Source organism: Blautia massiliensis (ex Liu et al. 2021) (assembly GCF_052064225.1).
Taxonomy (GTDB): Bacteria; Bacillota; Clostridia; order Lachnospirales; family Lachnospiraceae; genus Blautia_A; species Blautia_A fusiformis.
Window position 1 is genome coordinate 1 of record NZ_JBQHWA010000054.1, and the last position, 12,520, is coordinate 12,520.

Annotated in this window: 5 protein-coding genes; 4 read left to right on the forward strand and 1 reads right to left on the reverse strand. The window is 42.6% G+C overall.

Annotated elements, in window-relative coordinates:
• Window positions 1-341 precede the first annotated feature (341 nt).
• The 4 genes from ACTNDQ_RS14720 to ACTNDQ_RS14735 all read left to right on the forward strand — a co-directional run bounded on the left by ACTNDQ_RS14720 (window position 342) and on the right by ACTNDQ_RS14735 (window position 11,693).
• On the forward strand, window positions 342-2,081 hold the full coding sequence (locus tag ACTNDQ_RS14720) for a class I adenylate-forming enzyme family protein (protein WP_441064940.1): 1,740 nt from the start codon (window positions 342-344) through the stop codon (window positions 2,079-2,081).
• A 71-nt stretch (window positions 2,082-2,152) separates the two neighbouring features.
• Window positions 2,153-9,043, forward strand: coding sequence for a Cna B-type domain-containing protein (locus tag ACTNDQ_RS14725; protein ID WP_441064941.1), 6,891 nt, complete (start codon window positions 2,153-2,155; stop codon window positions 9,041-9,043).
• A gap of 63 nt (window positions 9,044-9,106) precedes the next feature.
• Complete coding sequence (locus tag ACTNDQ_RS14730) at window positions 9,107-10,609, forward strand: hypothetical protein (RefSeq protein WP_441064943.1); 1,503 nt, start codon at window positions 9,107-9,109, stop codon at window positions 10,607-10,609.
• Between the two features lie 100 nt (window positions 10,610-10,709).
• Entirely contained in the window at window positions 10,710-11,693 is a 984-nt protein-coding gene (locus tag ACTNDQ_RS14735; protein ID WP_441064942.1) for an AraC family transcriptional regulator, read from the forward strand.
• Between the two features lie 17 nt (window positions 11,694-11,710).
• Here the strand turns inward: ACTNDQ_RS14735 and ACTNDQ_RS14740 are convergent, their stop codons facing one another.
• Window positions 11,711-12,388, reverse strand: a complete 678-nt coding sequence (locus ACTNDQ_RS14740; RefSeq protein WP_173761844.1) for a GTP pyrophosphokinase — start codon at window positions 12,386-12,388, stop codon at window positions 11,711-11,713.
• Window positions 12,389-12,520: the final 132 nt, after the last annotated feature.

Here is a 12,520-nt window from a genome sequence, read left to right on the forward strand (position 1 = left end):
ACTATATAATAAAAATAAAAATTTGACAAAAAAATAAGCCTATTTCAAGGCTTTGCAGTACTTTTTTGGATTTCAATGTGTCAAACTCCCGAGGAATCCAAAGGTGACAGAAAAAGAGACAGGAATAGCAGAAAAGACCTGCTTCAGATGGGTTTACAGATAAAATTGGTTATGGTAAAATATAACAGAATATATAATACGGAGGAGATTTGCCATGAAACAGTCAGATTCATGCAAAATCTATAATAAACTCTGTAATAACAGCCGCAGTGATAACAGATTTCTGACCGGGGCTGTTTTTGTATTATCCAAAAGTATTGAACTTAAAGAGGAGATGAAAAATGAATTGCGAAAAAACACCTACAGGAAAACCAAGCGAAGATCGTCGTTGGATGCAGTATTATCCGGAAATGATGCTCAAAATGATTCAGAAACCAGAGTGCACCTTATGGGAATACCTGGAACAGCATTGTCCTGGACCAGATGTGGTGGCAATCCATTATTATGGAGAAGATATCACCTGGAAAACTGTTTTCGAGGAATCCGAAAAATGTGCGAGATCATTGCGGGCGATGGGATTTGGCGAAGGAGATCAGATTCCTGTATTTTTCAGACTGGTTCCTAATTTTGTATTCCTTTTACTGGCAGCGGAGAAAATCGGTGCTTCTCTGTTATGCAGAGATAACACACTTCTGGAAAACGTTGAGGCAGTCAGCAAAGCCGATGCAAAAGCAATTTTTGCACACGATTTCCTGGCACCGAAGGAACTGAGAACTTATTGTGAGGGTGCAGGAGTCAAGAAAGTAATTCTTCTGAACCCGATGTACTATGGAGAGGAGAGTACGCTTCCGGATTACATAAAAGAATCTCTGGAGGAGAATTATCCACGGGTAACAGCATCCGGTGAGAATACCATGACCTGGGATGAATTTATCTCAATCGGTAATTATTATGTAGGAAAAGTTGAAGCGGAAAAAGATCTCAACAGACCGCTGTTCCGTGCTTACACAAGTGGTTCCACAGGCCCGTCCAAACAGGTTATCCACTGTGCGAACAGCATACTCGGTACTGTATGTCAGATGAAATTTTATGGCGGACCTGACGATGTTCGTCCAACATGGATGGTAACCTGTCTGCCACCTGCACTGGTAGCCGTTGTTGTTTCCATGGTACTGCTTCCGTTATCCTCAAACAAACTTCTGATCATGGATCCGTTTGTTGATCCGGAGGACGTAGATCTTGAGATGATGCGTTACAGACCAAACGTCTGGCCGATGATTCCGATGTTCATTGAAGCGGTTATGCGTAATGGACGTGTTCCGGATGATTATGATATGTCTCATCTTCTGGCAGCAGGAGCAGGATGCGAGGCGGTAAACAACAATCAGCTGGACCGTGTGCAGGAATTTCTTCATAAACATAACTGCAATGTTCGTTTTACAGTGGCATATGGAAGCAGTGAGGGAGGTTCCAACCTTACATTCCAGATGGCCCCTAAGTCCATCCACAACGGAAATGTGGGAATTCCGATGCCACTGAATGATATGGGCGTTTTCAAACCTGGAACACAGGAAGAACTTGGATATAACGAGATGGGCGAGATCTGTACTGCAGGTCCTGGAAATATGCTTGGTTATGACAGAAGAAGTGCCACAGCAAAAACACTCCAGAGACATGCGGACGGCAAGATCTGGCTTCATACCGGCGATATTGGTTATGTAGATGAGGATGGCGTTTTCTACGTACTGAACCGTGGTGCCGCATATCGTTATGGTGGTGGTGAGCTTGCAGTACTTCCAATGGAGAACCGCCTTGCAGACGCCAAGATCAAAGGAATTAAAGACGAATTCTTCGTACTGATCGAAGATGAAGATCATGACGGATACTTTGTTCCATACCTCTATGTTGTTTTGGAGGACGGATACAAAGTTGATGATATCATTAAAGACGTACAGTCTTGTCTGGAACCATACATGTTTCCAGTTGAAATACTGGCAATTGATGAGAGACCTTTCTTCCACTTTAAGACAAACCGTATTGAGTTGTCCAAAGAGCTGAAGAAAAAGAATCACGATTGCTGAAAACCTGGTACTGTAAAAACAGTAAAAACCAGATGAAGCTGTAAAACAAAAAAAGAAAGAAGGAGAGAAAAATGAGTACAAAATTACACTCAGGTCTGAAGCGCACCCTTGCATGGCTATTGACAGCTGCAATGCTTGCACAGGGATGCTTCGTTGTATCTGCGGATGATTTTTCAAGCGAGCCGGTGGCAGCGCAGGAAACTCAGGCAGATACACAGTCTGATGCGGAAACAGTTGATTTTGACACAGATGCTGTTGAAACAACAGAATCATCAGACGATGTTACGTCAGAGGAAGATGAAATTGCTGCCCCGGACGTAGAGCAGGATGCTGATGTGGAAGATATTTCACAGGAGGCAGACAGCGAGGAGTTAACAGCTCCGGAACAGACCACAGATGACAGTGCAGTTGCTGAGCAGGACGCATTTGATGACGGCAGCGCAGTTGCGGCATTTTCTGATGGTACTGAGACACAGGATGCAACAGATGATACATCGAGAATTGAAAAAGGAAGCATTCAGATTACATCCGATAAATCTTATGATTATACCAGAATTAAAGATCTTAACGGATATTACAGATGGGCAGTAGCAAATTACCCTTCTAATAACAGTACAATTAATATGTGTGTGGGTGAAACAAGAGTTGGTACTTTACATGCACTTTATACTTCAAAGAATTCTAATGAATTAAAGAGTGGTCTGGTATGGGATAAGAAAGATTCGAATAGTAGTCTTAATTGGACAAGCTCTAATACAGATGTAGTTACGGTTGAGCAGTACTGGGCAAACACAGATATTAAGGCTGTAGGAATAGGTGAAGCTGATATTACAGGAACTTGGATTGGATATGATAAATCAGCTTCAAACAGCTCAAAAACAGAACTTGGAAGAATAGTGGTAACTTATCATGTAAAGGTTACAGAACCTCCGGCAGCGGTAAACCTTGGAACTGATAAAATTGAATTACAGGGTGAACCTAGTTCTCCAGAATTACTGGAAAGCGCGGGCAAAATTCGTTTTCCATGGACATTAGAAGATTCATGGGGTTCCAGTGCACATAATACTTATGTAGATGTTACAGCAAGTGATAAAGATGGTATGCAGAAGGCAACTGCAGTTTATAATGCATATCTTAGCAGTGGTGTTATCAATCACGTGTATAAACTTGATTTCCATGAGATGACAAAAGACGCTCTGGAAACATATTCTTCATCTCCAAAATGCAGAAGTGGAAATCTGAAGGAAACATTTGTCAGACCTGTTAAAGTTCCAGCAGATGGTATTTATCTGATTGGAACAACTCAGTTAAAGATTGCTAAGAGAAGTAATACAGCAACAATTAGTGTACAGGTATTTAAAGATGGAGCTCAGACAACAACCAAGCCGGATTTTGAATTTGAATTTTCAGATCCAAGCGTAGCAGAGGTAAGTAAACAGAGTTTCAGTAGCAGTAGTTATAATACTACTTTAACAGTTAAGGCATTAGCACCTGGAAGTACAACGATGACTATCAAGTGTGGAGATCTTGCTGTAAAGACTCTTGAGATTGATGTTAATGGTGTGAAAATCACAGAACCTGACAAAAAAATTGCAATGTCCTTAGATGATGAAACAAAAGAACATCAGGTTCAGTATGTGGTTTATGATTTTACTAAGGAAAATCCAGATGTAACAAATTCAACAGAAGTTAAATGGAAGATCAAAGATACGTCTATTGCTGCAATTGATACAGATGGTGGATTCCGTATTAAAAAACCAGGTGAAACAACAATTGAAGCATCAGCTTCTGTTAATAACTACAGTGATACAGATTCTGTGACATTGACAGTAACTGGCTCAGGAAGTCTTCAGCTGGATAAAGATGAGCTGAAACTGAAAAAAGACGGAAAAGAAACAATTAAAGCAACTGCTTCCTATAATGGAACTAATGTGACAAATGCAGAAATTACTTGGGGCAGTGAGAATGAAAAAGTTGCGACTGTAGACGCTCAGGGAAATGTAACTGCTGTGGGATATGGTACAACACAGATTACAGCAAGCTGGAAAGCTGAAAATGGAAAAACATATTCTGGAAAAGTTACAGTAAATGTTGTATATGATGGTTTGTACGTATCTGCTGACCAGTCAGAGGTGACTTTAACTCAGAATGGTACAATGGAAATAGTATGGCAGCTTGAAAACATGGGTGAATATGTGGCTGGTAAGACTGGAAAATCTTCTGGTTATAATTCATCTAGTAAAGTTACATGGACATCTGAAGATGAAGAAGTAGCAACTGTAGATAAATATGGTGTTATTGTGGCTGGAACTAAAAATGGCCAGACGATAGTAAAAGCATCCTACAAAGATGATAATAATAACACAACAACAAAAGAAATTAAAGTTACGGTAGTTGATTGTCAGGTTGTCAAGAATGGCGAGACCATAGATCTTACTGGTACAGTAGGTGTAGATGGTGGAGAACACACCTGGAAAAATGGATACTACGAAAATGGACATAAGAGTCTTGGTGCTCAGTTCTGGAATACAGAGGACAACATTAATGCGGCAGGTACTACTGCAACCGCAAAAGTTACGGGTAAAATTCCAGCACTGAACCCAGTAGGTATAACACATGGATTCTATGTAAGTCTTGAAAGTCTTGATGGACCGTGTACATCTTATGAAACTATTCGTGTCAAGGTAGATGGAGCAGAGGGCTTATATTTGGATAATAGCTCCATCGAAACAACAGTAGGTGCATCTGCTCGGCCATCCATTATTGGTAAAGTATATGATAACGATGAACTTGTTCAGAGCCCGACAGTCAAATACAAAGCGGAAGATGAAAGCATTGTAAGACTTGAGGAAATGCCGAACAATAAAGCCGCATGCTATGTTGTTGGAATTGCACCGGGTAAAACAGTTGTGACAGGTACATGGGGATCTTTCAGTGCAACTTGTGATGTAACGGTAACATCTGATAAGAGAATTATTCTCAGTCCTTCAGATAAACTGTCAGTATTACAGAATGGAACAGAAACTATTACTGCAAAGGCGTGGGATGGTTCCAAATATGTAGATGATGCAGCAATTACATGGGAAAGCTATGATGAATCTATTGTAACTGTAAAAGATGGTGTTGTTACTGGTGTTGAAAGAGGTAGCGCGGCAGTTGTTGCAAAATGGGATGATTTAGTTTCTTCTCCAGTACAGGTTACAGTACTTCCAAGTAGAAATGTGACTGTTTCTACAGAATGGGATGATCATGACAATCAGGATGGAATCCGTCCGGAAAAAGCAACTCTTCAGCTGACAGCAAACAATAAAAAAGTTGGCGATCCTGTTGAACTGAATGCAGACAATAACTGGACATATGAATGGAAAGTTCTTCAGGCAGAAGATGAAAAGGGAAATAATATTGTATATCGTGTAACAGCAGAAGATCCAAATGAAGAATACACTGCAAAAGTAACAGGCAGTGCAGATGATGGATTTGTTGTTACTTACTCACATGAAATTGCAAAAGTCAGTGCTACAGCAAATGTAACATGGGATGATGCAGAGAATCAGGATGGAATTCGTCCTGCATCTGTAAGCTTACAGCTTAAATCAAAAGTTGAAGGCGAAGATGCAGTAAACGTTGGTGATAACGTAACTGTAAAAGCAGATGCAGATGGAAACTGGACCAAGACATGGACAGACCTTCCGAAATACAATGCCGGTAAAGTGATCGAATACACAGTAGAAGAATCCGGACTTCCGGAAGGATACACAGCTACAGTTAGCAAAGATGAAGAAACAGGAGCTATCACAGTTAAGAACTCCCACACACCGGCAGTAAAAGACCTCACAGTATCTGCGAAATGGGATGACGCGGACAACCAGGATGGTGTTCGTCCGGCATCTGTTGACGCAGTTCTTTACGCAGGTGGCACAACAACAGACAAGACAGTAACTCTTACAGCAGAAGAGAACTGGACTGCAACAATCAAAGATATGCCTGTATACACAGCAGGTAAAGTCGGCGAAGCAGTGAACTATTCTCTGAAAGTTGCAAAAGAAGTAGAAGATTACACAAATACAACAGACGGACTGGCAGTTACATTTACTCATAAACCGGCAGTTACATCCGTAACAACAACCATTAAATGGGATGATGCAGAGAACCAGGATGGAATTCGCCCGGCATCTGTAACACTGCAGCTGAAAGCAGATGGTGAAGCAGCCAGCGAAGATATTACTGTAAAAGCAGACGCAAATGGAAACTGGACCAAGACATGGAATAATCTTCCGGTCAATAAAGCTGGTGCAGTTGGTCAGAAGGTTACTTACACAGTAGAGCAGACCGGTCTTCGTTCCGAGTACACTCAGGCAACAGCCGGAGACGCAGCAACAGGCTTCACAATCACAAACAGCTACACACCAAAGGGTGTTGATATTGCTGTATCTGCAAACTGGGATGACCAGGACAACCAGGATGGAATCCGTCCGGAGGCTGTAGAGGCTGAACTTTATGCAGATAACGTATCTACAAACAAAAAAGTACGTCTTACTGCAGACACAGACTGGAAGGCAACCTTCGAGAAACTTGCAGTAAACAAAAATGGTAAACCAATCAACTACACACTTCAGGCAACCAAGGTTGACGGATATGATCTGACAACATCCGGAAGCGGAGCAGAAGGCCTTGTTCTGAAATATACACACAAGGTAAAAGCAGTAGACGTAACAGCAGCTGTAAAATGGGCAGATGGTGACAACCAGGATGGAATCCGCCCGGCATCTGTAACACTGCAGCTGAAAGCAGATGGAGAAAACTCCGGTGATCCGATTGCTGTTAACGCAAACAGCAACTGGACTAAGAAATGGAGCGGACTTGCTGAGTATAAAGCTGGTAAGAAAGTTGTTTATACAGTTGGGGTAAGTGAAATTTCTGATTATACTGTAGAGATTACAGGAGATGCAGCAACCGGATTTACAGTTACAGCAACTCACGTACCTGCAAAAGCAGAAGTAAAAGCATCTGTTGTATGGGATGATGCAGATAACCAGGATGGAATCCGTCCGGAGGCAGTAGAGGCAGAAATCTATGCAGGAGATGTATCCAACAGCAAGAAAGTAAGACTTACCGCAGACAACAACTGGACAGCTTCCTTCGGCGAAATGGAACTGAAGAAAGACGGCCAGGAGATCAAGTATACTCTGGTAGGAACCAAAGCAGACGGATATACTTACACATGCACCGGAAGCGGAGCAGCAGGACTTGTTCTGACATACACTCATAAACCGGAAGTTGTAAGTGTTTCTGTAAACACAACATGGAATGACAAGAACAACCAGGATGGTCAGAGACCGGGAGCCTATAGCGTTCAGCTGAAAGCTGACGGTGAGGCAACCGGCGATGTGATCACTCTGAATGGCAATAACAACTTTGCAAAAGTATGGAAGGACCTTCCGAAATACAAAGCAGGCAAAGTTGGCGAAGCAGTTAAATATGAGGTCGCTGTATCCGGACTTCCTGAGAACTATGAGACAAGAACAGAAGCAGACGGCAACACATTTAACGTAATCAACACTTACATCCCGGAAACAGTACAGATCCCGGTAAGCGTAAAATGGGATGATGCAAACAACCAGGATGGCAAACGTCTGGATTCTGTAGAAGCAGAGCTTTATGCAGAAGGACAGGCAACAGGAAACAAAGTAACCTTAGATGAGAAGAACAGCTGGAAAGCTTCCTTCGCAAAGGTTGATGTCAAGAAAGACGGAAAGAGAATCAACTACACCGTTAAGACAACCGAAAACAAAGATTACACCATTACAACAACAGGCAATGTCCTGGATGACAATGGAGTTGTAGTTACTTACAAACATGTACCGGAGACAGTAAATGTATCCATCAAGAGTACATGGAATGATGCAAACAACCAGGATGGAATCCGTCCGGCAACCATCAGCGTACAGCTTATGAAAGATGACAAAGAAGAGGGAGATAACATCAACCTGAAGATCGCATCTTCCAAGACATGGAGCAATCTTCCGAAGTACGCAAATGGAAAAGAAATCAAATATGCGGTTGCAATTTCCGATGTATCCGGTTATACTAAGAAAGTGACTGGAAGCGTTGCAGACGGCTATGTTGCAGCATTTACACACAGTGTTTACAAGACATCTGTAGTCGTACAGAACACATGGAGTGACCTGGACAATGCCCTTCTCACCCGTCCTTCCAGCTTAACCGTTCAGATCTATGCAAATGGTAAAGCAACCAGCAAGAAAGTAGTACTGAACAGTGCAAACAAGTGGAAAGCAACTGTATCAGGACTTAACAAGAATTCAGCAGGCAAGAAGATTACCTACTCTGCAAAACTCGTTAAGACACCGACTGGTTACAAGGTAACAATTGGCAGCATCAGTTCAAAGGGCACAATTGCCATCAAGAACACATACACCAAGTTTACCAAGAAACTTAAAGTTAAGATTTCCCCGACTAAAGTTACCTACAACGGAAAGACACGGAAACCTGCTGTGAAGTCTGTATACTATGGAAAGACTAAACTCAGCTCCCGCTACTATACAGTAAGCTTCAAGAATAACAAGAATCCGGGAATCGGTTCCGTAATTGTAAAAGGTAAAGGCAAATATGCTAAATATGCAGGTTCTGCAACATTCAGCATTCTGCCAAAAACTCCGGCAAGATTAAGCGCCAAGAGTACAGCCAAGAAACAGGCAACAGCAAGATGGAAAGTCAGCACAGGCGTAACAGGATATCAGGTTATGATCAGCCAGAAGAGCAATTTCAGGAAAGGCACAACAAGAACCTTCACTGTAGCAAATGCTAAGAAGACAAGTACCGTAATGAAATCAATGGCAAGTGGAAAGACATACTATGTACGTATCCGCAGCTATAAGAAGACATCCAATGGTAAGACAGTATATTCTGCATGGAGTAAGAGCACAAAAACAAAAATTAAATAAGTAATTATTTATTTGGCGGATGGAGCGCAAGCGCCATCCGCTAAAGCAAGGAGAGGAGGAGCAATGTTTAAGAAATGGGCTGGCTGGAAGAAAGTTGCTGCCTGCCTGATGGGCGCTGCACTGCTTATGCAGAGCGGAAGCGTAGCCATGGGTGCGACAGGAACAGCCAAATATTCTTCCACAAAAGCAGAAAAGAGCAGTGTAAAGAAAGCCGCTGCGAAAGATGAAAAAGAAGAAGATTCTACAGATGAGGAAGATTCTGCAGAGGATGAGGATTCCACAGAGGATACATATTCCGCAGATACAGAAGATTCCGCGGACGCAGAAGATTCCACAGAGGATACAGATTCCGCAGATGCAGAAGATTCTACAGAGGATACAGATTCCACAGATGCAGAGGATTCTACAGAGGATGAAGATTCCACAGATGCAGAGGACTCTACAGAGGATGAAGATTCCACAGATGAGGATCAGAAAGCAGACAGAGTAGAGGATAATGATGCAGATGCACAGGATGCAGAAGGTAAAGAAGCAGATCCGCAGTCTTTAGGTTTAAGCACAACTGGAAGTGTAGATCATATCGATATCGGAGCACTTACATCTGCAACACTGAAAGTTGGTGATAAGACTATCACACAGCCGGTAATCCTGACACTTGAGGATATTGCCAATGCATCCATTTCCGGAGATGCAGGTTTCTCAGCAGACCAGTCTTCTCTCAGTGGAAGCGTTGGTGTCAGCGGAATGGCACAGATCCGTGTTCCTGGAAATTATCCGGTTGGAACTAAAGAAGCACCAGCTGTTTATAGTGTAAGTGTAACCAAGGATGTTACATTTGTTGATCCGGATACAGGTGCAACTTATGTAAGAACCATTACATTCTCTACATCCTTTACATACTGGGATTGGACAAATGACTGTCCGAACCTTGGGTTCAGAGTTAACTGGGCAGCAGGATATGTAATTCCTTGCTCAGGTATGGATATTGTACTGGGATGCGGATATGATGAGATTCCGGCTCCGGAACCGAGTGTAAGTCCTGAGCCGAGTGTAAGCCCTGACCCTAGTGTATGCCCTGATCCTAGAGTAAGCCCAGAACCGAGTGTCAGCCCTGATCCAAGTGTAAGCCCGGACCCGAGTGTAAGCCCAGACCCAAGTGTGAGCCCGGATCCAAGTGTAAGCCCAGACCCAAGTGTGAGCCCGGACCCGAGTGTAAGTCCGGACCCATCTGTAGAGCCGACAGACACACCAGAGCCAACAGATACACCGGTACCAATGAACCCAACAGGAACAGCAACACCAACTCCAACAGGAACAGCAACACCGGTACCTGGAACAACCAATAACGGATCCAATGGCGGTAATGGAACTACCACAAATGGAACAACAACTAACGGAACAACTACAAACACAACTTCCAATAACACAACATCCACATCTTCTTCCGATGAGGTAAAAACTGCAGATAATTCTCATATCGCACGTTATGGAATTCTGGTTGTATTTGCACTGTTAGATGCAGTAATGGCATTCTTTGCACTGCGTTTAAGACGTCGTGACGACTGATTTACAGGCAGAAGCATATAAGAACTGAATTTACAGACAGGAGATTGCATTTTGTGATCTCCTGTTTTGCTATAGAGAAAAGCAGCGATGGAGGTGCGTTATGCAGCAGGCATTACTGGATCAGCTGAGAAAAATAACCGAAGAAGAGCGAAAAATCCTGGATGGGGAAGCGGAGGTAGATAAAGATCTCTATACATCCGGAAGAGATTTTACCGTAGACAGTGGGAAGATGCTGAAAGAAGGCAGACTGATTGCGGTGCGTACCCATACCCGTTTTGTGCATTTCCCGGCGCACAGGCATAATTTTGTGGAAGTGCTGTATGTGTGCGAGGGATCGCTGACCAATATCATCGATGGAAAAAAAGTTGTGGTGAATAAAGGGGAGCTGCTTTTTCTCAACCAGTTTACGAAACATGAGATCCTGAAAGCGGGACAGAATGATATTGCCATCAATTTTATGGTGTTGCCGGAGTTTTTTGATGTGGCCTATTCCATGACAGGGAATGACAACATGCTGGCAGATTTTCTGGTGAATGTATTGCGCCAGGATGAAGAGCGGGGTGAATATCTCCACTTTAAGGTCGCGGAAGTCATGCAGATCCAGAACCTTCTGGAAAATATCATCTATTCTCTTGTAAATGGCGAAGAAAACCGGGAACGGATCAACCAGACCACCATGGGCCTGATCTTTATGTATCTGGTGGAATCCGTACAGTATGTGGAGATGCGCCTTCCCAATCAGTACGAAAATATGATCTCCATGACAACACTGGACTATATTGAGCAGAAGTACCGGACAGCTACCCTTACGGAGCTGTGCACCAGGATTCATCTGCCTATGCATGTGCTCAGCAAGATGATCAAAAAGACCACAGGATTTAATTTCAAGGAACTTCTTCAGAGAAAACGCCTGAATAAGGCAGTAGAGCTGATGTGTGAGACGGACCTTCCCATCAGTGATATTATTGCAGCTGTAGGGTATGAGAATAACAGTTATTTTCACAGAGTGTTTAAAGAACATTATCATATGACACCGCGGGCGTTCCGGGTAAAGAACAGTGAAAAAGAGCAGGTAAGATTATAATCTTACCTGCTTTAACTTTAGATATCATGGAACCGTCCGATTTTATCTTTGATTCGCTGCATTTCATTATCCATATCAATGACAGCGCGGGCACAGTTCAGAAGCTCGCTGCTGACTTCCTCGTAACCATCCATTTCTTCAATATCCTGTTTATATCGGAGCTGATGTTCCAGTGTAGCCCAGAAATCCATTCCATTGGTACGGATCTGGATCTCCGCGCGCATGGGCGTTTTTCCCTTGGAGAAGAACACCGGGATTTCCACGATCATGTGATAGCTGCGGTAACCGTTTGGCTTGGGATTTTTGATATAGTCTTTTACCTGAATGACGGTGATGTCATCCTGCTTGGCGATAAGGTCTGCAATGGTGTAGATATCATCAATAAAAGCACAGACAACACGGATACCGGCTACGTCATTGAGCTGGTTCTGGATATTTTCGGCAGTGAAGTCATAGCCCAGTTTTTTTAATTTCTTGTAGATGCTTTCCGGTTTTTTGATTCTGGTCTTGATAAAGGAAATCGGGTTACGTTTATATTCTACGGAAAACTCATCATTGAGAACTTCCAGTTTGGTACGTACCTCACGGACAGTACAGCGGTACATCATCATCAGATCATTGAATCTTGCAGAATTTTTGATAAAAACCTGTGGATCTGGGGTATCCAGCCAGGTGTTTGTATTTTTTTCAGCCATGGTATTTTTCTGGTAAAACTCCCTTCTTAGGTAGGTTTTGTGATAATCACACTATCACAATTATAGAATAAAATGACATTTTTTTCAACTTTTGTATTGACATATTAAAAATCCTGTGCTATTTTATATAAA

Bases quoted from the DNA above. Each gene is read 5' to 3' on its own strand.
- ACTNDQ_RS14720 (WP_441064940.1), top strand. From the start codon at position 342: ATGAATTGCGAAAAAACACCTACAGGAAAACCAAGCGAAGATCGTCGT.
- ACTNDQ_RS14725 (WP_441064941.1), top strand. From the start codon at position 2,153: ATGAGTACAAAATTACACTCAGGTCTGAAGCGCACCCTTGCATGGCTA.
- ACTNDQ_RS14730 (WP_441064943.1), top strand. From the start codon at position 9,107: ATGTTTAAGAAATGGGCTGGCTGGAAGAAAGTTGCTGCCTGCCTGATG.
- ACTNDQ_RS14735 (WP_441064942.1), top strand. From the start codon at position 10,710: ATGCAGCAGGCATTACTGGATCAGCTGAGAAAAATAACCGAAGAAGAG.
- ACTNDQ_RS14740 (WP_173761844.1), bottom strand. From the start codon at position 12,388: ATGGCTGAAAAAAATACAAACACCTGGCTGGATACCCCAGATCCACAG.